The sequence below is a fragment of the Ancylomarina longa genome, assembly GCF_003996985.1.
Lineage (GTDB): Bacteria > Bacteroidota > Bacteroidia > Bacteroidales > Marinifilaceae > Ancylomarina_A > Ancylomarina_A longa.
This window is the reverse complement of record NZ_RJJX01000020.1, coordinates 43,858-67,188: the sequence shown is the minus strand read 5'-3', so window position 1 is coordinate 67,188 and position 23,331 is coordinate 43,858. Positions and strand designations below refer to the sequence as shown.

General features: G+C 34.8%; 18 protein-coding genes and 2 tRNA genes. 4 read left to right on the top strand and 16 right to left on the bottom strand.

The window, feature by feature from the left end; all coding sequences use genetic code 11:
* The coding region (locus DLK05_RS12935; RefSeq protein ID WP_209319872.1) for a T9SS type B sorting domain-containing protein at nucleotides 1-1,525 on the top strand (1,525 nt) is incomplete at its 5' end.
* 198 nt (nucleotides 1,526-1,723) lie between these two features.
* Here DLK05_RS12935 and lpxK read toward each other — a convergent pair.
* Both lpxK and sppA read right to left on the bottom strand, forming a co-directional pair.
* Entirely contained in the window at nucleotides 1,724-2,851 is a 1,128-nt protein-coding gene (gene lpxK, locus DLK05_RS12930; protein WP_127344429.1) for a tetraacyldisaccharide 4'-kinase, read from the bottom strand.
* Nucleotides 2,852-3,058: 207 nt separating this feature from the next.
* Nucleotides 3,059-4,852, bottom strand: a complete 1,794-nt coding sequence (gene sppA, locus DLK05_RS12925; RefSeq protein WP_127344428.1) for a signal peptide peptidase SppA — start codon at nucleotides 4,850-4,852, stop codon at nucleotides 3,059-3,061.
* A gap of 191 nt (nucleotides 4,853-5,043) precedes the next feature.
* On the opposite strand from sppA, the gene folK reads away from it, so the two are divergent.
* Nucleotides 5,044-5,529, top strand: coding sequence for a 2-amino-4-hydroxy-6-hydroxymethyldihydropteridine diphosphokinase (folK, locus tag DLK05_RS12920; protein ID WP_127344427.1), 486 nt, complete (start codon nucleotides 5,044-5,046; stop codon nucleotides 5,527-5,529).
* Nucleotides 5,530-5,639: 110 nt separating this feature from the next.
* Here the strand turns inward: folK and upp are convergent, their stop codons facing one another.
* From upp to DLK05_RS12890, 6 genes are all read right to left on the bottom strand, one after another.
* Nucleotides 5,640-6,296: a uracil phosphoribosyltransferase gene (gene upp, locus DLK05_RS12915; protein WP_127344426.1), complete on the bottom strand. Its 657-nt coding sequence runs from the start codon at nucleotides 6,294-6,296 to the stop codon at nucleotides 5,640-5,642.
* 94 nt (nucleotides 6,297-6,390) lie between these two features.
* Nucleotides 6,391-7,086 (bottom strand): RadC family protein, encoded by a 696-nt coding sequence (radC, locus tag DLK05_RS12910; protein WP_127344425.1) that lies wholly within the window; start codon nucleotides 7,084-7,086, stop codon nucleotides 6,391-6,393.
* A 218-nt stretch (nucleotides 7,087-7,304) separates the two neighbouring features.
* Nucleotides 7,305-7,556, bottom strand: a complete 252-nt coding sequence (gene rpsT, locus DLK05_RS12905; RefSeq protein WP_127344424.1) for a 30S ribosomal protein S20 — start codon at nucleotides 7,554-7,556, stop codon at nucleotides 7,305-7,307.
* 28 nt (nucleotides 7,557-7,584) lie between these two features.
* Nucleotides 7,585-7,659 (bottom strand) — tRNA-Glu (locus DLK05_RS12900).
* A 60-nt stretch (nucleotides 7,660-7,719) separates the two neighbouring features.
* Nucleotides 7,720-7,791, bottom strand: a tRNA-Glu gene (locus DLK05_RS12895).
* A 224-nt stretch (nucleotides 7,792-8,015) separates the two neighbouring features.
* Nucleotides 8,016-8,957 carry a hydrogen peroxide-inducible genes activator gene (locus DLK05_RS12890; RefSeq protein ID WP_127344423.1) on the bottom strand — a complete coding sequence of 314 codons (942 nt, stop codon included), beginning with the start codon at nucleotides 8,955-8,957 and terminating at the stop codon, nucleotides 8,016-8,018.
* 505 nt (nucleotides 8,958-9,462) lie between these two features.
* Here DLK05_RS12890 and DLK05_RS12885 point away from each other — a divergent pair.
* Complete coding sequence (locus DLK05_RS12885; RefSeq protein WP_127344422.1) at nucleotides 9,463-10,779, top strand: acetyl-CoA hydrolase/transferase family protein; 1,317 nt, start codon at nucleotides 9,463-9,465, stop codon at nucleotides 10,777-10,779.
* Between the two features lie 94 nt (nucleotides 10,780-10,873).
* Here DLK05_RS12885 and DLK05_RS12880 read toward each other — a convergent pair whose 3' ends face one another.
* Nucleotides 10,874-13,183: a tetratricopeptide repeat-containing sensor histidine kinase gene (locus DLK05_RS12880; protein WP_127344421.1), complete on the bottom strand. Its 2,310-nt coding sequence runs from the start codon at nucleotides 13,181-13,183 to the stop codon at nucleotides 10,874-10,876.
* A gap of 93 nt (nucleotides 13,184-13,276) precedes the next feature.
* Nucleotides 13,277-14,641 (bottom strand): UDP-N-acetylmuramate--L-alanine ligase, encoded by a 1,365-nt coding sequence (locus DLK05_RS12875; RefSeq protein WP_127344420.1) that lies wholly within the window; start codon nucleotides 14,639-14,641, stop codon nucleotides 13,277-13,279.
* 104 nt (nucleotides 14,642-14,745) lie between these two features.
* Here DLK05_RS12875 and DLK05_RS12870 point away from each other — a divergent pair, with 104 nt between their 5' ends.
* On the top strand, nucleotides 14,746-15,588 hold the full coding sequence (locus tag DLK05_RS12870) for an MBL fold metallo-hydrolase (RefSeq protein WP_127344419.1): 843 nt from the start codon (nucleotides 14,746-14,748) through the stop codon (nucleotides 15,586-15,588).
* On the opposite strand, the gene DLK05_RS12865 is transcribed toward DLK05_RS12870, so the two are convergent.
* The 6 genes from DLK05_RS12865 to arsC form a co-directional block, all read right to left on the bottom strand.
* The gene (locus tag DLK05_RS12865) at nucleotides 15,581-15,916 is read right to left on the bottom strand and encodes a hypothetical protein (protein ID WP_127344418.1); all 336 of its coding nucleotides are present in this window, start codon (nucleotides 15,914-15,916) and stop codon (nucleotides 15,581-15,583) included. The genes DLK05_RS12870 and DLK05_RS12865 overlap by 8 nt on opposite strands.
* Nucleotides 15,917-16,219: 303 nt before the next feature.
* Nucleotides 16,220-16,729, bottom strand: a complete 510-nt coding sequence (locus DLK05_RS12860) for a thioredoxin family protein (protein ID WP_127344417.1) — start codon at nucleotides 16,727-16,729, stop codon at nucleotides 16,220-16,222.
* A 90-nt stretch (nucleotides 16,730-16,819) separates the two neighbouring features.
* Nucleotides 16,820-18,976, bottom strand: coding sequence for a methylmalonyl-CoA mutase (gene scpA, locus DLK05_RS12855; protein WP_127344416.1), 2,157 nt, complete (start codon nucleotides 18,974-18,976; stop codon nucleotides 16,820-16,822).
* 62 nt (nucleotides 18,977-19,038) lie between these two features.
* Nucleotides 19,039-20,898, bottom strand: a complete 1,860-nt coding sequence (locus DLK05_RS12850) for a methylmalonyl-CoA mutase family protein (protein ID WP_127344415.1) — start codon at nucleotides 20,896-20,898, stop codon at nucleotides 19,039-19,041.
* A 104-nt stretch (nucleotides 20,899-21,002) separates the two neighbouring features.
* Nucleotides 21,003-22,058 carry an endonuclease/exonuclease/phosphatase family protein gene (locus DLK05_RS12845; RefSeq protein WP_127344414.1) on the bottom strand — a complete coding sequence of 352 codons (1,056 nt, stop codon included), beginning with the start codon at nucleotides 22,056-22,058 and terminating at the stop codon, nucleotides 21,003-21,005.
* A 121-nt stretch (nucleotides 22,059-22,179) separates the two neighbouring features.
* The gene (gene arsC, locus DLK05_RS12840) at nucleotides 22,180-22,521 is read right to left on the bottom strand and encodes an arsenate reductase (glutaredoxin) (RefSeq protein ID WP_127344413.1); all 342 of its coding nucleotides are present in this window, start codon (nucleotides 22,519-22,521) and stop codon (nucleotides 22,180-22,182) included.
* Between the last annotated feature and the right edge of the window lie 810 nt (nucleotides 22,522-23,331).

Here is a 23,331-nt window from a genome sequence, read left to right as displayed (position 1 = left end):
GAGGTTGAAATTTGCAGATAAGGAATGCCTGTTGGGCGTGGATACAATTCCTTCTCAAGGATATATMCTATTGTGCTCAACTGGTGCAAAGGAATCTTTAACTGCTTATGGAAAAGTATTGGGAGTAAGTAATTTTCCTAGCTTAACCAATACCGGAGGAAATTTGGAAATTGAATCTGGAATCGGAGAAGTGATCGATCAGGTCAACTATTCTGATATATGGTATAAGTCTGCAGAGAAAAGCGAAGGCGGTTGGTCTTTGGAGCGAATTGATCCGATGAATGTAGCTTGGCAGAATCCAAACTGGACTTCCTCAAAGGATTCTTTGGGTGGAACTCCAGGAAAAATAAATTCCAGTTATTCTTTTAATGCTGATGAGAAATCTCCTGACTTAGAGCAGTTATATACAATATCGGAAAGGGTATTACATCTTTGTTTTAGCGAACCGATTAAAAACAATGAAGCTCTGAATGTGAATAATTACAAGCTTTCTTCGGATATATCTTTTCCTGAAAAAGTTTTTCAGATGGATACAGAGGGAAAAGAATACGAATTGATATTTAGAATGGATTTTATAGGAAATCAAAAATATGAACTTCAATTTTCTAAAAAGTTGACAGATTTAGCAAATAATCCATTGCAGATTAATAATTATGAATTTTGGATGCCAGTTCTTGCCGAAAAAGGAGATATTGTAATAAATGAATTACTCTTTAATCCATATCCTGGGGGAGTTGATTATCTGGAACTTTGGAATGTTTCAGATAATATTATTGATTTATCTACCTTGCAGATAGCTTCCCGTGACGAAAACTATAATCTTTCGGATGTTTTTAATATCACCAAGAATCAGGAATTGATTCGAGCCAAACAGTTCGTTTTGTTGACAGTTGATAGTGCGAATATTTGTGAGAATTACTACACTTGCAATCCTAGTGCTATTCATGTGATGAGCAAAATGCCTTCGTTTAATGATCATGAAGGAAGAGTAGTACTTTTATGTGGTGAGGCAATGTTAGATGATTTTGCCTACACTGAAAATATGCACTTCCAATTATTAAATTCGCTGGAAGGGGTAGCTTTGGAAAGGATCGATCCAAATAAAGATGTTAATAATATTTCGAATTGGCAATCTGCAGCCCAGAATATTGGTTTTGGAACACCGGGCTTGATAAACTCATCCTATCAGAACGTTATTGAAATTGAGAAAGATGTTAGTTTGTCCTCCAAATTATTTACTCCAGACAATGATGGTATCGATGATAAATTATTCATTAATTTTAAATTGGATGATAATTCTTATTTGGTAAATATCCGAATTTATAATTCCATTGGAAAAGAAATTCGGGCATTAGCAAGTAATGTATATTTAGCAAAGGAAGATCAATTGGCTTGGGATGGTTTAGATTCTGAAAACAATAGATTACCTATTGGTGTTTATCTTTTATATATTGAAATTTTCAATACAAAAGGCGATGTTAAAATTTATAAAAAACCTTGCGTAATAGGAGGTAATTTTAATTAATCGTAATTGAATTTCAAACGGGAAAAAGGCGAAAAAATTATTGGTTCTTTATATTGAATTTCGTAACTTAATGATGCTTAGAGTATTTAAGCGTGTGTAATTTTAGGGAAGGCTCAGGTTATTTTGAGCAATAGCTGTTAATTAATGTAGTGGTTAATTTAATGGTAGGAAAGAGGGGAATCAAAAATGATTCCCCTTTTAGATAGAGTCTGTTTCTATATTGTGCAAGTTGCTAGATCTTCTATTTTTACGCACATAATTCAAAATTTGATTATCAAATAAAGATTTATCCTCATTCATAAATTTAATGCGAAGAGGAACGAAGAATAGATTTTTCCGGATTATGTCTGTTTCAATTTGCATATCATGCAAACGCATTGCATCTTTTTCGGTAGTAATAATGATTTTATTTTCTCCTTCAAGATTGTCGAATTTTTCTCTAATTAGATTAATATCTTTTTGCGTAAAAGAGTAATGATCTGGAAATTGAATTTCTTCTATAATATCTGAGAAATCGTCTAAATATTCTTTTAATGGCTGAGGATTCGCAATTCCAGTTACTAACAGAATTGAGAAATTATCTTTTTCCCAATCAACATTTGTCAAATTAACAGCATCTTTTTTAAAAACAGATTGGAGATTACCATAATCCAAACAACTAAAGTATAAAGTTTGATAAGGAAGCAAATCCAATTCTTTCACAAAAATTCTTCTGTCTATTGGAGTCGTTTTTTTAGGAGATTTACTAACAATAATAATATTCGCTCTATCCTTTTCGTTGGCACTTTCTCTTAACCTACCAAAGGGTAGTATAAAATCTCTTGTTATTGGGTGGTTATAATCAATTAATAAAATAGATAATCCAGGTTTTAAATAGCGGTGTTGATAGGCATCATCAAGTAAAACAGCATTCAGTTCATTTCCGTGTTCTGAGCTTAATAAATTTTTCACTCCATTTACTCTTTTGCGATCTACTGATACAATTATTTCAGGAAATTTTTTTTTGATTTGAGCTGGTTCATCCCCTATTTGCGAAGAATTTGTATTTTGATCTGCAATAATAAAACCTTTCGATTTTCTTTTATAGCCTCTACTAAGAGTAGCTATTTTGTAGTCATCTTTTAATAAGGTTATTAAATATTCTATATGAGGAGTTTTGCCCGTTCCACCAACTGTAATATTTCCAACAGATATAATTGGAATTTTAAATTCGCTAACAGACAGAATGTTAAAATCAAATAGCAGGTTACGCAAGGCTACTACTAAGCCATATAAAAAGCTAAAAGGAATGAGGAGGATTTTAAAAATAGGGGATAGTTTTTTCATTCGTTTTTCCAATTGGATGATAGAGAATTGTAATAAATCAGAATTTTTAAGCAATGAAATCATTGCCATTTTAAATTTACAATATTATTTGTTTGTAATTAAATTAAAATAGGCTATTTAATAGCTTGTGCTGAAATAACTTAAATTGTTAGCAATTTGAATAAAAGATTCTCATTAGAGAATCTTTTATCTTTAAATTGGCAATAATCAATTTAGATCAATTTTGTATGGTATTCGAGTTTGTATTCCCCCGAGTTTAATTAGTTTTTTACTTTGTTCATAATAATGAAAACTTTCCCCTAGTTCATTTTTCAGGATTTTTGTTTTAACATCTGAGGTAAAATTTTCAATTAAACTTTCGAATGGTTCTTTTTCTTTAGGTAGATTCACTAATCTATAGTCTTCAAGACCTGCTTTTTCTTTGGCTATTTTAATGGCAGTTTCTAAACTACCTAAAACATCAACTAGTCCGTTCTTTTGAGCGTCTTGTGCACACCATACTCTTCCTTGTGCAATTTCATGAACTTCCTCTTTAGTCATTTTTCTGCCATCGGCAACACGAGTAAGGAAAGTATCATACCCTTTATTAATTATCCCTTGTATAATTTGTTTTTCATAAGATGTGAATTTTCGCGAAGAAATAGGCAACATTAAAGGATAACTACCTCCGAATGCAGAATGTTTATTTGTACCATAGGAATCGGTTGTGAATCCCAGCTTATTTTTGATAAGTTCTTCTCCTGAGAAAAATAAACCATATATACCAATAGAACCTGTAATTGTATTTGTGTCTGCAACAATTGTGTCAGCAGCACAGGAGATATAATATCCACCTGAAGCAGCAACATTTCCCATTGAAGCAATCAGAGGTTTGGTTTGAGCGGCTAATTTCACTTCTCTCCAAATAATATCCGAAACCAAGGCACTTCCACCTGGTGAGTTAACCCTAAGAACGATAGCTTTAATTGTAGAATCTTTACGCGCTTTTCTTATAGAGTTAGCAAGTTCTGGTCCAATAGAGCTTGGGCTTTGTTTTGAGATGATTTCACCTGAAGCGTAAATGATGGCAATTTTGTTTTTCGAGAATTTGTGATTTGCCGCTGGAGCTTTTGCATATTTAGAAATACTAAGTAATCTAAGTTTTTTATCGGCTTTAATTCCGCTTAGTTTTTTCAATTTCGCATTCATCTCATCCTCATAAATCACACCATCAACAAGATTATTATTTTTGGCATCATCAGCATTTTTTATACGCAGTTCATCTGTTAGTTGGTTTAGTTTTTTAATACTAATACCTCTTTCTTCAGATATTCCTCCTATTATCTGATTCCAAATTGCTCCAACATAGGCCATTGTTTGTTCCCGACTTTCATCGCTCATGTTATCTCTAAAATACTGTTCTGTTGCAGATTTGTATTTACCAACACGAATTACCTGAGCTTCTACTCCTATTTTTTTCAGGAAAGTTTTGTAGAACGTTCTTTCCCCTCCCAAACCAAATAAATAGATGCTAGCCTGTGGATTAATGAAAATGCTATCGGCAACAGAGGCTAAATAGTAGCCTTTTTGAGAATAACCAAAATTGTTATAGCTAAGAATAAATTTACCGGTTGATTTAAATTCCTTTAATTTTTCTCTGATTTCTTCAATCGATGCCATTCCTCCAAAATTTGCAGATATGTAGCTTACATTGAGATAGATTCCTTTAATCTTATCATCAGTCTTTGCTTTTTCGATATTATCGAGAATTGTATTTAAACCAACCGTGTTCTCCGGGCTAAAATTTAGAAAGTCGAAATTGGAAAAAGGATTATCGGAACCACGATCGGTTAATTCTTTATCGAGCTTAATTTCCAAAATGCTTTTATCCTTCACAGTTGTTGGCTGATCCGTGCTGGTAACTATTGCCGAAACTATAATTAAACCTATAAAAAAGAGGATAATTCCTCCCAAAAGAAAGCCTAGAAACGAGGCTAATGTGTACTTGAAAAAGCTCTTCATATTTTTTTATTTAATTAGTTTTTCTACTCTTTAAGTATTTTAACTTGTCAAGAAGTTAATGTTTATGTAAAAATCACTAATAACAAATATATTTAATTTAACTGATAAAATTTTCACTCAAGTTTAATTTTTCGATGTAAGCTTTGTTAGAAAGGATTTCTTTGTTTCTTTTACCGATTAAAATCTAGAAAATGGCTAAAGTTATATTTTTGATAGGTGGTAATTTGGGTGATAGGGAGCAAATATTGAAAGATTCTGCTAACTATTTGGAGAAGGATATTGGAAAAGTAAATCAGTGTTCCTCAATTTATGAAACTGAACCTTGGGGATTTGAACATGAATTAAACTTTTTAAATCAGGTTCTTGCAATTGAAACAAAGTTGAGTCCCTTGGAAGTGCTTGAAAGAACGCAATCTATTGAGAAAATAATGGGGCGGATTCGAAAAAAAAACAGATATAGTGAAAGAACTATTGATATTGATATTCTCTTTTACGATAGCCAGATTTATCATTCGGATCATTTGGAAATACCTCATCCAAGAATACAGGAAAGAATGTTTGCTCTAATGCCTATGAATGAAATTCTCCCGGATCTGGTTCATCCAATATTAAATAAAACCATAAACGAACTTTTCAATGAGTGTCAGGATAAATTGGAGGTGAAACGCTTTGTTTAAATAAAAATGAAACCTGAATAATTATTCTAATTTTATTAATTAGTTATTGTAATTAAGAAATAAAAAAGGGCTACTAAAGTAGCCCTAGATATAAATATCTTAGTTATTTACTATCCTAATTTAGCACCAAAAGCTAAATCTCCTGCATCTCCACAGCCAGGGACAATGTAAGATTTAGAATTTAATTTCTGATCAATCGCCCCCATCCAAAGTGTAGTGTTCTTTTTAGGTAAATTATTTTTCACAAATTCAACTCCTTTTTCACTGGCAATCACAGAAACTACATGAACATGTTTTGGTGTTCCCTTTGATAATAATGCTTTATAAGCTAGCTCCATAGAGGAACCCGTTGCCAACATTGGATCTGCAAGAATTACAACCTTTCCTTCAATAGACGGAGAAGAAATATATTCAAAGTTAATTTTGAATTCACCATCATCTGTATATTTACGATATGCGGAAATGAATGCATTTTCGGCACCATCGAAATAATTAAGTAGCCCAGTATGTAAAGGTAAACCTGCTCTCATGATAGAGGTTACAACTACTTCGCTTTGAGGAAGATGGATTAAGGATTCTCCTAAGGGAGTTTGAATTGATTTTTCTGAAAATTCTAAAGTTTTGCTGATTTCGTAAGCAAATATCTCACCAACTCTTTCCAGATTTCTTCTAAATCGAAGAGAATCTTTTTGTATGTCAATATTTCGGATTTCAGCTATAAATTGGTTAAAGAGGGAGTTATTAGCTCCGATTGTATGAACCACCATGTTTAATTATTTAAAAATTAGCTGAACGCAAATGTAGTCATAATTTGTGATTAAAAGGATTGTTGTGCTGCAAAACATCGTAAGCTAATTCATTCTAAATTAGACTTTCATCAGCAAAGCTAAAGTATTGATCATCTGCTATGATGAGATGATCTAAAATAGAAATATTCATGAGTTTTCCAGCCTCAATCGTTCTGTGAGTGATATCTTTATCTGCATTTGACGGTTGTAAATTTCCGGAGGGGTGGTTATGGCAAAGAATAATATTAGTTGCTTCCAACATTAGGGCATCTTTAAATACCAATCGAATATCAAAAACAGTTCCTGTAATTCCACCTGAGGATACATTTTTAATTTCAATAATTTTATTTGCCCGATTTAGATATATAATCCAAAATTCTTCATGGCCTAAGTTTTCAACATAAGGAGATAATATTTCAAAGGCATCACGACTTCCGGTAATCGATTGTTTTTGTTTGCTTGGGAATGCTTTTTGCCGACGCCCAAGTTCCAAGGCGGAGATGATACTAATAGCCTTCGCTTCCCCAATACCAGGGATCTTAATTAATTCAGGAATAGTTTTCTTTGCCAGCTGATTGAGATCATTATGGCAGTGGGAGAGAATTGTCTTGGATAGTTCTACCGCAGATTGTTTGCGATTGCCACTACCGATAATTATTGCTAAAAGTTCTGCTGAAGATAAGCTCTTCACACCTTTGTACATTAGCTTTTCCCGAGGACGATCTTCAAGAGCCCAATCCTTAATGCTTAGCTTTTTGTATTCTTCCATTATTATTTAAAAAAATAAGATAGCGTTGTATATAAATTGTTCACACAATTAAATTATTAGGTTGTGAAATTAGTTTCTTTTCAGGTATCACAAACCCTATTGTAATTATGAAATCAAATATAAACGTATAAAATAATATGGAAAAATGAAAGATGAATTTACTACATGCACAAAAAGGGTTCTCGTAGGAGAACCCTTAATAATAGAGTTATAGTTTCTTAAAGCTTATTTACGTGTGTAGCTAATTTAGATTTCAAGTTAGCTGCTTTGTTTTTATGAATTATATTAGTCTTTGCAAGTTTATCCAACATTGCAGTAACTTTTGGAAGTAATTCATTAGCAGCTTCCTTATCTGTAGTAGCACGTAACATTCTTACAGCATTTCGGGCAGTCTTAGCGAAATACTTGTTGTGTACTCTTCTTTTTTCAGACTGTCTGATTCTTTTAATTGAAGATTGATGATTTGCCATCTCTTAAAGTTATCTAAATTATTTATCTTGGTAGTCCGTACGGGAATCGAACCCGTGTTACCAGAATGAAAATCTGGCGTCCTAACCCCTAGACGAACGGACCATTAGTTATTAAATGCGTAGCAAAGATAAGTTAAATTTCTTATTTGCTACAAAATTTCAGTAGTCCGTACGGGAATCGAACCCGTGTTACCAGAATGAAAATCTGGCGTCCTAACCCCTAGACGAACGGACCAACTAATTTTTCGAGCTGCAAAGATATAGCAAAATTTTATTTTCACAAACACTTGCAGTAAATCTATTCAAAGTACTAGCAAAAGAAAGAAGAAAAGACTTCTGTTTTTTTCTTTAGCGCTGCAAAGAAAGAGATAATTATTGAAATCGGCAAAGCTTTTTTTGAAAAAATAAATGATTCTAAAAAGAATTGAACTAAGTGCTTCAATTTAAGTAGAAAAAAAATTACCTCCATTCAACAATAGTTCCCCTATCGCTTTTTAAAAGCTCCTTGGGGATTATATCTTGTATGTGTTCAGCCAGAAGTCTTAGTAACTTTTGTTTGGAATAATGACGGGAATATACGAGACTGACCTCACGAAGAGGATGTAAATTTGAAAATTGTTTCACCTGAGAAAGTTTTTCCGGTGCCAAATATTGAGTTGCCAATTCTGGAATTAAGGTGAACCCACCCTCCTTGTCTACAATTTTCATTAATGTTTCTAATGAATTGCTTTCAAATTCGAAAGGTAACTCCTGATGTTGTAAATCATGCATTTTACAAAGGTTAATTACCTGATTTCTGAAACAATGTCCATCTCCAAGCATCCATATTTCAGGAGTTGCAATGTCTTTTACTTCTATTAAGGATTGTTTAAGGATTTGATGATCCTTGTGAGCATAAATCATCATTTCTTCATAAAATAAGGGATGCTCAATTATTAGTTCATCTTTCGCTGGAGTAACAAAGATCCCAACGTCAATTTTATCTTTCTTCAGGCTTTGCATTATCTCTTCAGAAACCATTTCTTCAACCTCCACCTTAACATCAGGATATTTACGGATATAATCTCCAATGAACATAGGTAATAGAAAAGGCGCCAATGTAGGTATGATACCAATTTTTAAATTTCCATCAATCGTGTTTTTATATTCTTTAATGATGTCATCTATTTTTTTTGTTTCACCAAGGATAATTCTTGCTTGTTCTATTATTGATGCACCAACATCAGTAGGGATAATAGGCTGTTTAGTTCTGTCGAAAATATTTACATCTAGAAATTCCTCCAACTTCTTAATTTGCATGCTTAAAGTTGGTTGAGTAATAAAACATTTGTCAGCAGCAGTTGCAAAATGTCTATAAGAATCTACGGCAATAATATATTCCAATTGAGTGATGGTGATCATTTGCTTCTATGATTTTTAGTTCTGTCAAATATAAACAATATCTATCAGATCATAAACATTATTGATTTGCTTGATAAGATATAGCTTTGTATCTTGTGATAAACAAATTAGTAAAGGATATTATTTTTTAAAAGTATTCGAAATATAGTTTGAAGAATACTTTATTATAGGGTTATAAGAAATAATAGTTTGATAGTTTTTGTTATTTAAGTTTTATTAGATGTTTGGGTTTTGAAGCCGGGATTTTCATCCCGGCTTCTTTTTTTTGTTTTTAAGTTAGTTTAGGAAGAAGAATGTTATACGAAAATCGATTGCACTAAATATATTGGAAAGGCTCGAGCTATTTGTATAATCATTTTATTAAAACTCAAAATCTTATCAAGAAGATTGTGCAAAGATATGTTCTGTAGCACTCCTGCTAAAGAGCAGATTTAAGGCTTGAAAAATATACTACTTTAGTCGGCGAAATTGAAATTATAAACCACAATATAAAACCGAGTAAAAGATGCGTAAAGAGATCAAAACAGTTTCTTTTGAGGAAGCAGCAAAGGTGATTAAGTCTGGAGATAGAATCCATTTGCATTCTGTAGCCGCAACTCCAAATAAATTTATTAGTGCGATGTGCGACAGAGGTCGTAAAGGTGAATTTTACGATGTTACCATACAACATATTCATACAGAAGGTGCAGCACCATATGTGGAACCTGAATTTGAAGGTATTTTTAACCTGGAGTCTTTGTTTGTTGGAGCAAACGTCCGCAAACAAACACAAGCTGGATATGCAGATTATATTCCCGTTTTCTTAAGCGAAACTCAGTTGTTAATTCGAGAAGGCTATTTGAATGTTAACTTGGCTGTTGTACAAGTGAGTGTACCCGATAAACATGGATTTGTTTCCTTAGGAACATCTGTTGATTGTACAAGAGCGGCTGTCGAGGAAGCAGACAAAGTTATTGCAATAATTAATCCTAATGTGCCTCGTGCTTTTGGTGATGCAATGATGCCTCTTAGTGCATTCGATATTTTTTGTGAGGACGATTCTCCTCTTGTTGAGCATGGAAACGCTCCTTTGTCCGATTTAGAGGTTGAAATAGGTAAAAATGTTGCAAATTTAATTCCTGATGGAGCTTGTTTGCAAATGGGTATTGGTGGAATTCCAAATGCTGTTTTGGCTCAGCTAGGAAATCACAAAAACCTGGGAGTACATACTGAGATGTTCGCAGATGGTTTGCTTCCATTGGTTGAAAGTGGAGTAGTGAACGGGTTGAATAAAAAGCTTGATAAAGGTAAAATTGTTGCTGGATTTCTGATGGGAACAAAAGAGCTTTACAATTTTGTTGATGACAATCCTGGTGTGTTAATGATGGATGTAGCCTACACAAATGGAGTTCATGTGATTAAGCAGAATCCTAAGGTTTGTGCCATTAACTCAGCATTGTCAATTGATATAACTGGTCAGGTTTGTGCGGATTCCATAGGAACTAGACATTATTCCGGAGTTGGTGGTCAGATTGATTTTACACGTGGTGCTGCAGCATCTGAAGGAGGAGTTCCTATTATTGCAATGCCATCTGTTACGGGCAAGGGAGTTTCAAAAATTACTCCTACCCTAATCGAAGGCTCAGGAGTAGTAACAACCCGTAACAATATGAGATGGTTTGTAACGGAACACGGTGCTGTTAATTTGTTAGGAAAAACGCTACAACAAAGAGCAAAGGCGATTATTTCAGTTGCACATCCTAATTTTAGAGAAGAATTAGATAAAGCTGCCTTTGAAAGATTCGGAAGTCATTATCACTTTGTGAATAAAGTGTGTAAGTAATCTGATAACTATGATACACAAGAGATGTCCTTTGGACGTCTCTTTTTTTATGTGAAAAAACGCTATATGGTAAGAAATAAAAGAATACTATAGGTTATGCACTTGGAATTTTGGGTACAGAGTCCATTAGTTTTTCTGATTTAGGAATAGTAATGTAAAAACTACTGCCTTTGCCTTCTTCACTTTCAGCCCAGATTTTACCTCCATTTTTTATTATGTATTCTTTACAGAGTAATAATCCAACTCCTGCACCTTTTTCCTTTGCAGTACCAAGTGCTAAATAATTTCCGTCTAAACGAAAAATTTTATTCAGGTTTGATTTACTCATACCTATTCCTTCATCGGAAATTTCCAATTCTATCCAATATTTTTTTTCGTTGGCAGATATCGTAATTTTTCCTTCGGGATATGAAAATTTAATAGCATTAGAGAGCAAATTTTTAAAGACTTCAGAAATTGCAGCTATATCAGCGTAAGCCACTGATTTGCTATCCATATTGAAAATGATTTTTATGTTTTTTTCGATAATAGGACCCGATAATATTTGAATTGAGCGGTTTAAAATTTCTTTAATACTAAAAGTGCTGGGGATGTATTTTGTTTTGCCGGCTTGAGAAGCGGACCATAACAGAACATTTTCCACCAAATCATTTACATGAGAAGATAATTCTCTGATTTCCTGAGCTAATTTTAGTTGTTTTTCGATTTCTGGTTCATTAAAACTATCTACCAAATGATTACTAATTCTTTTTAATTCATCAAAAGGTTCTCGCAAGTCATTCGAGATAATATTAAAGATTTTATCCATAGTAAGGTTGGAATCTCTTAATACCAAATCGATTTCCTGAAGTCTGGAGTTGATCTCTTCTAATTCCTTATTTTTCGAAGTAAGAGCAATCGTAGCTTCTTTTCTTATTTTTATATTTTTCTTTACGAAGTAGCCAATAACTCCAGCAGATAATATTAAGGTGATAAATAAATATATAAGAATAGCTTGCATTCTGCTATATTCTTTTAAGCTTTTAATTTCATCCTTCTTTTGGGAGATCTCGTATTTGGCTTCAAATTCGGAAATCTTATTTTTACTCAATTGATCCATGATACTATCATATTGAGTATTGGAATATTTCCGATAATATTGGAGAGCTTTCTTATAATCTCCTTGATTGGAATAATATTCAAATAAATTTTCAGCGGTAGTTTTTTGTAAATTTCTATCATTCGATAGGTTTGCATTCTTAAAAGCTTCCAGCAGGAATTGTTCAGCCTCTTCGCTTTTGTAATAGTTCATTAAGATTTTACCAATACTATTTGAGGAATATGCGATTCCTTTAACATTGCCTAATTTTTTATGCAGATTTAAGGCAATCTTGTGATATTCTAGACTCTTGTCGAAGTTATTATAGGCTTGATATAAGTTTCCTATTAGCGAAAACACATTTGCCTGTTCTTTGATATCAGCTATCTCATCATATATCTTTAGGGATTCATTATAATGTTTTAGTGAAAAATCCAATTCATTTAAATCCTTGTAAACGGTTCCAATATTTTTAAGTGTAGCAGCAATATTTCTTCGGTTTCCCAATGTTTTTCTCAATTCAAGCGATTGATTATAAAAGCGAAGAGATTCATTGTAATTATTTAGACGCCAATATATTCCGCCGATATCATTTAAGGTATAGGCAATAAGAGATTTATCTCCAAGCTCTTTCCTTATTTTTAAGGCTTTATTATAGTAGTCTAATGCTTTATTATATTTATCGAGGTTTTTGTAAACATTACCCAAGTTATTTAAGGAGGAAGCAATATCTGATTTATCACCTAATTTCAATCTAATTTCCAGAGATTTTAAATAGAATTCTAAGGCGTTTGAGTAATCTTTTTTTAACCAATATAAACTTCCAATATTATTGAGAGTATAGGCAATGCCCTTTTGATTTCCTTCTTTCTTACGAATCTCCAAAGCAGTATTAAAATTCAGTAGAGCACTATCGAACTTATTCAGGATTTTGTAAATTTCCCCAATATTATTGTAAGATGCTGAGAGAGCAATAGGATCAGGCTTCGTTTTTCGAATTTCAAGCACTTGTGTATGACAATCCAATGCCAGTCTGTAATTATTGATTTTGCGATACAGATTCCCTAAATGATATAGGGAGGAAGCTTTTGCTTCCGGATCATTGGAATTAAGGATTACGATTTCCTTTGCGTATTCAATACTTTTATCCGGATTAGCATCCCAATAAAGATTAGATAATTCATTTAACAATGCAATTCTTTCTTCTCCCTTAGTATTTGGCAATAATTCTTCTGCTTTTTGAATTCTATTCTGAGCAATTCCTATGTTGTTTAGTATAGGAAGAAAGAGGAGAATACATAAAAGTTTTCTGAGAGTTAGAAGCATAATATTAGCGCATTAAGATACGTTATAAGCTAAAAGTAGTATTAATTTGGAAGCTTGCAAAACATTGGTTTCTAATTTGTCATTGGAAACGGATCAGCTTTTGATAGTAATATTTTCAGCAAGTTGAAGTAGATTCACTCCTGAAAAATTTCCGGAACTCATTAGAAGTACATTTGCATTTTTAAATTCCATGCTTAGTAAATCCTGCTTCATTTTTTCAGAATCAATATAAACCTTCAAATTAACTGTCCCAAATGCCTCGGTAACTTGTTCAGTGGTTATTGGCTCTAATTTTTTGTGTTCTATTGTTTTCGGATTAAAATAAACAATTGCTTCATCAGCCAGACTCATTGAGTGTTTGTATTGTGGGAGAAATTCTTTTTTCAAACTACTAAAAGTGTGCAATTCCATGCAAGCAATTAATCTACGATTTGGATATTGTCTTTTAACCGCTTCCGTTGTTGCTTTTAATTTTGACGGGGAATGAGCAAAATCCTGAAAGACAACACAATTTTCATTTTTCGCTAATATTTGTAATCGTTTTGCAGCTCCTGAAAAAGACTGAATAGCAGTGTAAAATTGATTGTCTGATAATTTTAGCTGTTTGCAGATATGATAGGCGCCCATCAGGTTTTGCAGGTTATGTTTGCCAAAAATAGCAAGAGGATAGTCACCATTTTTTGTTTTCAGAGATGTTTTATTCTCCTTAATGAAGAATGGATGGGTTCCATAGGCAATATATTGAATGTCTGTCCTTCGCTTTTGGATAATTTTTTGAATCTCCTCATCTTCTTCGAAATAAATGAGATTGCCATTTGCTTGAATTAGATCGATAAAGCTTTCAAATTGAGAAACATAATTCTCAAAAGTGGGAAACACATTGATATGATCCCATGCAATTCCAGTAAGCAGTGCAATATTTGGGTGATAAAGATGAAATTTTGGTCTGCGATCTATTGGCGAGGATAGGTATTCGTCACCTTCAAATATAGCTATTCTTGCTTCTTTAGTTAGTTTTACCATCGTTTCAAAACCTTCAATTTGTGCACCAACCATATAATCAAAGTCTATGTTGTTTTCTTTCAAAACGTGCATTATCATAGATGTGGTTGTTGTTTTACCATGGCTTCCTCCTATAACAACTCTGATTTTATCTTTTGTTTGTTCATAAATATATTCAGGATATGAAAAGATCTTTACTCCCAGATTTTGAGCTTTAATAAGTTCTGGATTATCCAGTCGAGCGTGCATTCCCAGGATAATTGCATCAATGTCTGTGGTTATTTTCTCAGGATACCAACCCCAATTTTCAGGTAATAACTTGTAATTAGCTAATCTTGATTTTGATGGTTCAAAAATTTCGTCATCAGAACCGGTGACTGTAAATTCTTTTTTGTGTAATGCTATGGCTAAATTGTGCATTGCACTTCCGCCTATTGCGATAAAGTGAACCTTCATGGAGAATCGTTTATAATATTGTATTTTTGAATCTGTATTTTGTGTAAACAGAGATTTTATGCTTGTTTACGCATTTAAAGGTAATAGAATTAAAAAGAATACAAATGGAATTAGTCAATATAGAAACCGGAAATTTTATGTGCGATGGAGGAGCAATGTTTAGTGTTGTTCCAAAAGTAATGTGGAGTAGAAAATACCCTTGTGATGAGAACAATTACTGCAACTGTGCAATGCGAAGTATGTTGGTTGTTGAAGGAGATCGTAAAATCCTGATCGATAATGGAACAGGAGATAAACAGGATGAAACTTTTTTTGCACATCAGCAATTGAATGGCGACGCGAGTTTGGTTTCTTCAATTGAGAATGCTGGTTTTTCAACCGATGATATTACGGATGTGGTATTTACGCATTTGCATTTTGATCATTGCGGGGGAGCAGTAAAATGGAATAATGCAAAAACAGGATATGAATTGGTGTTTCCTAATGCAACACATTGGGTAAGTAAAAGGCATTGGGAGAATTATAAAAATCCAAATATTAGGGAGAGTGATGCTTTTTTTGATGAAAATATCATGCCAATTCAGGAAGCAGGAAGACTTCGTTTCGTTGAAAAGGAAGGTGCGCTTTTTCCAAATTTCGAAGTTCGCTTTTTCGACGGTCACACGCCAGGATTGATGATTCCAATTCTTAAAAAAGGGAATCAAACTATTGTGTTTGCCGGAGATTTTATTCCAACAGTAGCAAATATTCCGGTAAAATGGTTGGCAAGTTACGATTTGAATCCTACAGCATCCTTAAGCGAAAAAGAAAGCTTTCTTCAGGAAGCGGTTAAGAACCAATATTTTCTATTTTTTCAGCATGATATTCAGTATGAATGCTGTAGTTTAATTCAAACCGATAAAGGAGTTAAAGTGGACGAATGTTTTCCGCTTTCGAGTATTAAATAAGACTTAGTTCATTTTGGTATCCATATTCCATTAATACACTTTCGATTTTCGAAATGCGTTGGAATACCGATTTTTTCATTCCAAAATCTTTGTAAGAGTTATCGAGTGCATGCAAGTAATATTCCATGACTCTAATTTGAGTGGTAAGACTGGAGGTTTCAAATTTTTTCTCCACATCAATGTGTTTAATTTCATTTTGATCTAATAGCTCCTGCACGTAATATCCTGCTTTTACAATTCTCTTGGAAAGCTTATTTTCGTTATGGATATGGAACGCAATAAGGCTAGTAAAAAGGGAAGAACCTAAAATTACAAGTAATGCTGACATATCGTGATATTTTAGTTTAAGAATAATTAACTCAAATTCAATTTACGATAAAAATTTTGAAAAGTTCAAATAGAAGTATATCTATCGTCTTGAAAACGAGATAAAACGCATCAATCTTAGATTTGGATGTAAGACAAAAAGGCTATTTAATCTAAGAAATTAGACTTTTAATCAGGAAAATTAGTGAAATACTAAAAATGGCTTGATTTGCGGGAAAAAGAATATTTGTGCGATTGACAAAATTGTGATTTGTATTGTTTTTTACAGTATTGAAGAATTAGAAATGAGAACTCTGCTTAAGGATTATTTGTTGTTAAGAATGTGAAGTAAGTCTCTTTCCAGGCTTTTTTTAGGATGTTCAATGATTCTTCCAATCTCCTGATCCTTTTTGTAGATGATAATAGTGGGAACTCTAGTTATTCCATTTGTTTTTGCATCAAAATCTGGCGAATGCTTGTAGGTATCCAAGGCGTTCATATCTAAATGTTCGAAAGGGAAAGAAATAGCTTCTAATATTTTGATGAAGCGGGGAACCTGTTGATGACTATCATGACACCAGGAGCCCAAAACTATCAGAATCCTAATGTTGTTTAAATTTTGCTGTTTCAATTTACGGAGTAAGCCTTTCTTTATCTGATAAGTTTCGTGTTCCGGAGTGTACCAGGCCTTACAAATATCCATATTAAACGCATCTAAATTGATTTGCCCACTGAGTACCTCTTTCTGAATTCTGGTATCCAGTTTGGTCTTATTTTGTGCAAAAGCTCCAATGTTAAAAAACGAAAACAAAAGTAGGAAGATTAATTTTTTCATGATACCGGTTTTCAATTGGTCGGAAAAAGGAATAAAAAAAAGGCAGGAAGTAACAACTCCCTGCCTTTAAATATAGTGATAATATCAATATTAGTCTTGATATTGCTCAATTAGGATTTCCAACATTTGGATGGCACATTTAGAAACTTTGGTACCAGGACCAAATACTCCTACAACTCCGGCTTCGTAAAGGAAGTCATAATCCTGAGCTGGAATAACACCACCAGCAGTAACCATGATGTCTTCGCGACCCAACTTTTTCAATTCCTCGATGATAGCAGGAATCAAAGTCTTGTGACCAGCAGCCAATGAAGACACTCCAACGAAATGTACGTCATTTTCTACGGCTTGCTTAGCAGATTCTTCCGGAGTTTGGAACAAAGGTCCCATATCTACGTCAAATCCCATATCTGCAAAACCGGTAGCAACCACTTTACCACCACGGTCGTGACCATCTTGTCCCATTTTTGCAACCATGATACGAGGACGACGCCCAGTCATTTCTGCAAATTTATCTGCTAATTCTTTTGCTTTCGCAAAGTCAGCATCTTGTTTCGATTCTGATGAATATACTCCTGACACAGTTCTGATTACGGCTTTATATCTTCCACATACTTTCTCACATGCATCTGAAATCTCCCCTAACGAAGCACGCAATTGTGCCGCTTTAACAGCAAGATCCAACAAGTTACCTTCGCCTCCGTTTGCACAGGCAGTGATGGCTTCAAGAGCAGCTTGAACAGCTTTTTCATCGCGGTTGGCACGTAGTTTCGCCAATCGCTCAATCTGAGCTGTACGTACAGCTGTGTTATCCACTTCCAAGATATCCAATGGATCTTCTTTCTCCAAACGATATTTGTTGGTGCCTACAATAGTTTGAGTGTTGGCATCAATCTTAGCCTGAGTACGAGCAGCAGCTTCTTCGATACGAAGTTTTGGAATACCGGATTCAATAGCTTTTGCCATTCCACCTAATTTCTCAACTTCTTCGATGTGAGCCCATGCTTTATCAACCAATTCCTGAGTTAATGATTCTACATAGTAAGAACCTGCCCATGGATCCACTGCTTTACAGATGGTAGTTTCATCCTGAATATAGATCTGAGTATTACGAGCAATACGTGCAGAGAAATCGGTTGGCAATGCAATTGCCTCATCCAATGCATTGGTGTGTAAGGATTGAGTATGACCCAATGCAGCAGCCATAGCTTCGATACAAGTACGACCAACATTGTTGAAAGGATCCTGCTCGGTTAATGACCAACCCGAAGTTTGCGAGTGAGTACGCAATGCCATCGACTTAGGATTCTTAGGGTTGAATTGTTTTACAATCTTAGACCAAAGTAAACGACCAGCTCTCATCTTAGCAATCTCCATGAAGTGATTCATTCCGATAGCCCAGAAGAAAGACAAACGAGGTGCGAATGTATCAACATCCATACCTGCAGCCACACCTTTTTTCAAATATTCCAAACCATCAGCAAGAGTATAAGCTAACTCGATATCTGCTGTAGCACCTGCTTCCTGCATGTGGTAACCAGAGATAGAAATAGAGTTGAACTTAGGCATCTTCTGAGAAGTGTATTCGAAGATATCAGCAATAATTTTCATTGAAAACTCTGGTGGGTAAATGTAAGTGTTACGCACCATGAATTCTTTAAGGATATCATTCTGAATCGTTCCGGAAAGTTGATCCAAGCGAGCACCTTGCTCTAAACCTGCAACAATGTAAAAAGCCAATACGGGAAGTACGGCACCATTCATTGTCATAGATACTGACATCTGATCCAATGGAATCTGATCGAAAAGAATCTCCATATCCAGGATAGAGTCGATAGCAACTCCGGCTTTACCCACATCACCAATCACACGAGGATGATCTGAATCGTATCCACGGTGTGTAGCCAAGTCGAATGCTACAGAAAGACCTTTCTGACCAGCAGCAAGGTTACGACGATAAAATGCATTTGATTCTTCAGCTGTAGAGAATCCTGCGTACTGACGAACAGTCCAAGGACGCAAAGGATACATAGCTGAATAAGGTCCGCGTAGGAAAGGAGGCAAACCGGAAACGAAGTTCAGGTGCTCCATACCTTCTAAATCTTCCTTATTAAAAGCAGTTTTAACAGGAATTTGTTCTGGTGTCATCCACGATTTTTTAATGCTGTTTTCCTTTTCCCATTCCTGAGAAGTAGCTGCAGCTCTCTGTGATGACTTGATATTTATATCTTTAAAATTTGGTTTCATTTCTTTTTGTTTTAAACTGTAGAGACGTAGCATACTACGTCTGTACCATGCAACTCCTCTAATTAAATTCCAAGTTCTGCCTGATAAGCTTTTAAAGTTTCAAGAACATTAGATCTCACGTTAACGAAGTTTGTAATGCCTTTAGCTTTTAATTCATCAGCACATGCTGGAGCACCAGCTACAACAGTAATGGCTTTTCCTTTAAGTGCTTCGTTAACTTCAGGAACGATGGTAGCATACTCGTCATCAGAGCTACAAACCACCACAATTTTAGCATTCTTTTCAGTTACGAATTTCACACCTTCCGCAACGGAAGTAAAACCATTATGATCTTCCACATCGAAACCGGCACAAGCGAAGAAGTTACATGCAAATTGTGCACGAGCCTTACGCATATTTAAGTTACCGATTGGAAACATCATCACTTTAGGACGTGCATTTGTTTTGCTGTAAATATCAGTCTTGTTACGAAGTGTTTCGAAAGCCTGAGCGCCACGGTATGGCTTCAAGGTTTCGCATTCTGCTTTATCGGCAGTTTTATCTTCGGGAAGAAGAACAGCTTCAGGAATAGTTTCTAATACTTCGCCAAAATTTGGGAATTGGTTAGTACCCAGGAAGTTTTCTCTACGGGTAGCGATAGCCATATCTCTTTTCTGAGCAGTAGCTTTAATTGTTTCCTGTACGAATCCAGCTTTGAAAGCAGCTAAATAACCACCTTTTTCCTGAACATTAAGGAAAAGTTTCCATGCTTCTTCAGCAATAGATTCGGTAAGAGATTCAATATAATAAGAACCGGCAGCAGGATCAGCAATTGTACCAAAGTGAGATTCTTCTTTCAACAACAATTGTTGGTTACGGGCGATACGTTCCGAAAATTCGGTTGGTTGTTCGTAGGAAGCATCGAAAGGTCTTACGGTATAAGAATCCAAACCACCTAAAACAGCAGACATGGTTTCGGTTTGAGTACGAAGCATATTTACATATGGATCGTAAACTGTTTTATTCCAATCCGAAGTCTCTGCGTGAATATTCATCTTACAGAATTCTTCAGAAGCACCAAATTCTTTCACAATGAATGCCCAAAGCAAACGTGCTGCTCTTAGTTTGGCAATCTCCATGAAGTATTTAGAGCTGGTAGCAAAGTTGAAACGGATTTTAGGAGCAATTTCTTCAATTGCAAGACCCGATTCAATCAATTTGCTTATATATTCAGCACCGGCAGCTAAACTAAATCCTAATTCTTCAACGATAGAAGAACCTGAGTTGTTGAACAATTTACCACCAACTGCAACAACTTTAAAATTTGGAAGTTCTTTTGCAGCCACAACAGCTTCTTTCAAGTAATTGAATGAGCTTTCTTCGGAATGGCAAAAATTACCGGTTGTACTATATCCCGATAGAAGATCGATAGCTACACCACCTTGAATTTTATCCAAAGCAACACCTTTTTCGGTAGCAACTGCCTGTAAGTTTTGAATCAACTCAAGAGTATCGTGTGATTTTTCGAAGTTGATTTCTACACAATCAAGATAAATGCCGTTTAATAGAACAGTCAATTCGTCTTTACGAAGGTCTTTCCAGTTTAGAACAAAGCCTAATGAATCGATACCTTTATTTAGGATGTCGAGTGCTTTTGCGTTAGCCGTTTTCACATCTTCTACAACAATATCCTGACGAACTAGCCAGTTATTGCTGTCTTTTTTATTACCTCGAACGTATGGAAAATCTCCTGGGTAAGTATTCAGGAAACCTTTATCATCCATGTTCTCCAGTCTGTAAAAAGGCTTAACATTAAACCCTTCGTTCGTTCTCCAAACCAACTTCTTATCGAAGTCAGCTCCTTTTAAGTCAATAGTGATTTTATCAATCCACTCTTGTGTGGTTTGTGGAGTAAAATCACTAAATAGTTTATTATCTGCCATAACTGTAACTGTTTAAAAATTAGAGCCTAAAAATAAGGCCTTTTTATCATTTACAAAAAGTTTAAATAATGTTCTAAAACCTACTTTTAGAACATGAATACATGTTATTTCATTGTATTAAAATCGACAATGGTAGGTGCATGATCCGATACGGGCATCCACTGTTGAAGGACTTTCCCGCTTTTCTCGATAAATGCACCATTGGTGAATATATAATCCAGCTTTCGATTCCAAAAGCCATTTTTATCTGTTGTATGCGTAAAATAGCTTGCGTTATCCTTTCGGTAATCTTCTAAAGGAATTGCTGCCCGATAGGATTTGTAAAAAGGCATCATCCATTCGGTTTCGGTACTATAATTATCGGCTTCAAAGTCCTCATCGGTACAAGCCGAATCGTCAAAATTACTGGTTTGTAAGCTGTAGGGCGGCAAGGAATTAAAATCGCCACCTAATATAAATTGTTCCTTATCCTTACTTAGAGAATCTGCGTAAGCTTTGATAATCTCCAATTGTTTTTGCTTGGTATCGTCTTTGGCATAAGCCGACGCATGAGTGGTAAGCAGATGCAATGTGCGTCCCGAGTGTTCTATTTGCACTTCCAACAGGTTTCTTTTCAGATAAAAATAGCGGACAACAAAGTTCTGCTCTTTTATCAGCGGAAGCGCAATTCTTTTGGCATCGGTAAATATCCATTTCGATAAAATTGCATTGCCGGAATCCATTTTGCCGATACCATCGCTTGGGATATAGTTGGCTTTCCACTGCGAGGCATAAGCTGCGTAATTTAAATTGGTATGATTGAGCAGATATTGCACCTGATCGATGGAGGCACTTCGTTTTGCATTCACATCGGCTTCCTGAATAAATAAAATATCAGGATTTACCTCTCTTATTTTTTCGGCTAGCACTTGCATATTATCGAGCACTTCCGATTTTTCCATAATTACCCTGTCGCCATGACAATCGAAAAAGAAATCGATACGACCGCCGCCAAATTTGATATTCCAGGTCATCACCTTAAGGGTGTCGGGGAATTCAAAGCTTTGTTGCTGATTGCTTTGATAGAGCGATACTTCGGTTCCGATCTTGGTGTGAAACGGATCGCAAGCCGCCGATAGCAAGGAAAGCAGGATCAAATAAATTTTTCCAAATTTGTTCATTGGTAAATAAATTTTTCAAAACGATTAATAATAGCCTCCCTATTTATGAGTCGATTAAAGGGAGATTATCAGCCAATTAATTGGGCGCATCAGTTTACAAATAGCAGAACAGAATTCGTTTTTAGAAAATCTCTTCCATATTTTCAGCAGGATCAGCAAAAATTGCTTTGTGTTTACTTACAACAATGGGGCGTTGAATTAATTTTGGGTATTCGATTAAGATTTTGATCCACTCGTCGCGGTTAAAGTTTTTTCCTTTAAAGTTCGTTTTATAGATCTTTTCCTGCGTGCGAATGATCTCCTGAGGAGCTTTATTCATTCTCATCAATACATCGGCCAGTTCCGATTCGGTAAATTCTTCCTTTAAATACAATCTGATTTCCGGTTCTAAACCTTTGTCTTGTAAATATTTTAAACCAGCTCTGCTTTTGGCACAGCGTGGATTGTGGTAAATTTTTAACATCGTGTACTGCTTGATCTGTTGGTTTTGTGGGTACAAATATACGGCTTTACTAAAAAATAGAAGATTCTGAACTGCTTAATTCATGTAATTCCTGATTACTGATGGATGAGATAACCGGAAAAGTGTTTCATTGGAGAATCGTGATAAGCGCATTGCTGAAATACAGCACCCATTATATTGCTGTGAGTGGCACCTGTTTGAGAAGTATAAAATGCCAGATGATGAATATTGCACAAGGCTCTTGCTTTACTTATAAGCGATTTGGAAAATATTACAGGTACAGCGTACCTAAATATTTATAGCAATCTTATTGGCAGGCAAAGAAAAGGTGCAGCGCACCGAAATATTTAAATCAATGAAAGTAAATGCTTTTATAGGCTTTAGAGATTTCTTTGGGATGAAAAAATAAAAAGTTGCTTCATCGGAGACTCCGATGGGGTGAAAAAGCAAAAAGATTGCTTATCGGAGGCTCCGATGAGGGGAAAAAGCAAAAAGTTGTTTCATCGGAGACTCCGATGAGGAGAAAAAGTAAAAAGTTGTTTCATCGGAGGCTCCGATGAGGAGAAAAAGCAAAAAGTTGCTTCATCGGAGGCTCCGATGAGGAGAAAAAGCAAAAAGTTGCTTCATCGGAGCCTCCGATGAGGGAAAAAAACAAAAAACTATTCATAAAAAACACAAGGAAGGTGATCTGTTTTTCATTATTGCATTAATTATCTGTAATCCGCTAAAATAAAAGGCGAATAAGCAATGTAAGGATAAAATGTGAGGTAATTCGCAGTTAGTTTGTTGTATGTGGATTTATAGATGTTC